Genomic DNA, 1,547 nt, shown 5'->3' on the forward strand with positions numbered 1-1,547 from the left:
CGATTGTGTTGAAAAAGTCAGTTGAATCGGCCGTCTGAAGCTGATTCACTGCCTACCCATCGGACAAGTGGACGTTGCCACGATGATGGGTCGTCAGCAAGCTGCGCAAGCACCGCTGTTCTACGCCTTCAACCTCGATGACCACGTGCCGGCCAATCACTTGCTGCGCGGCATCGACCGTTTTCTTGATCTGAGTGAGCTGCATACGCACCTCGCTCCGCACTACAGCAGCATGGGCCGGCCGTCGATCGATCCGGCGCTAATCATCCGCATGTTGATCGTCGGCTACTGCTTTGGCATTCGCTCCGAGCGTCGGCTGTGCGAAGAGGTGCATTTGAACCTGGCCTATCGCTGGTTCTGCCGCTTGGGTCTGGAAGATGCCATACCTGACCATTCGACGTTCTCCAAGAACCGCCATGGCCGCTTCCGCGACAATGACACGCTGCGCTTCGTGTTTGAGAAGGTGCTGCAGCGCTGCCTTGCCGAAGGCTTGGTCGGCGGTGAGGGCTTCGCCACCGACGCCAGCGTGATCAAGGCCGATGCCAGTCGGCAGCGCGGCATGCCAGGGACGGAAGCCTGTTGGCCGGAAGAGACGCCATTAACGCGTCCCGTGCGCGAGTACCTGGCTGCCTTGGACGCCGCTGAAGACGAGCGCACGCCGCCCAAACAGGTGTCACCGACCGACCCGGCCTCGCAGTGGACCGCCGCGCCCGGCGGCCCCGCGTTCTACGCGTATTCCACCAACTACCTGATCGATGTCGATGCCGGCATCATCGTCGACGTAGAGGCATCGCCTTCGCTGCGATCAGCCGAAGTACAGGCGACCCGCACCATGGTCGAGCGTGTCGATCAACGCTTCGACCTCAAGCCCAAGCACCTCATTGGCGACACGGCCTACGGCACTGCAGCCATGTTGGGATGGATGGTCGACGACAAGCAGATCGAGCCGCACGTACCGGTGTGGGACAAAAGCGAGCGCACCGACGGCACGCTGAGCCGATCGGACTTCACCTGGCATGCCGACGCCGATGAGTACCGCTGTCCCATGGGCAAGGCCCTCCGGTCATCAGGCAAAGCTACCGCCGATGGCACGGTGATCTATCGCAGTAGCGTTCATGACTGTGCGCAGTGCGAACTGAAGGCGCGTTGCTGTCCGAACACCCCGCAGCGAAAGATCACGCGCCAGCGCCACGAGGCTGCACGCGATGTTGCCCGCCAGATCGCCACCACGCCACGCTACGAACGATCACGTCGACACCGAAAGAAGGTCGAGATGTTGTTCGCTCACCTGAAATGCATTTTGCGACTGGATCGCCTGCGTCTACGTGGCCTGAGTGGTGCAAACGATGAGTTTTTATTGGCCGCCACCGCGCAAAATCTGCGGCGAATGGCGAAATGGTTGATGCCGAAGGTGACCAAAGGGATCGATGTGGTCCCCGCATGACAGAGCCAGAGCGTTTGCCTGTCGATTCTTCACTTGGGAACCGACCAACTCATCATCGGACCGACGAGCCACTGGCGAAATGACGACTTTTTCAACACCATCG

1 protein-coding gene is annotated in these 1,547 nt (G+C 60.5%); it reads left to right on the forward strand.

The features are described 5' to 3' along the window. Positions 1–82: 82 nt before the first annotated feature. Entirely contained in the window at positions 83–1,444 is a 1,362-nt protein-coding gene (locus AC1DE1_RS20810; RefSeq protein ID WP_477179345.1) for a transposase, read from the forward strand. Positions 1,445–1,547: the final 103 nt, after the last annotated feature.

Source organism: Dyella sp. 05T440 (assembly GCF_056395965.1).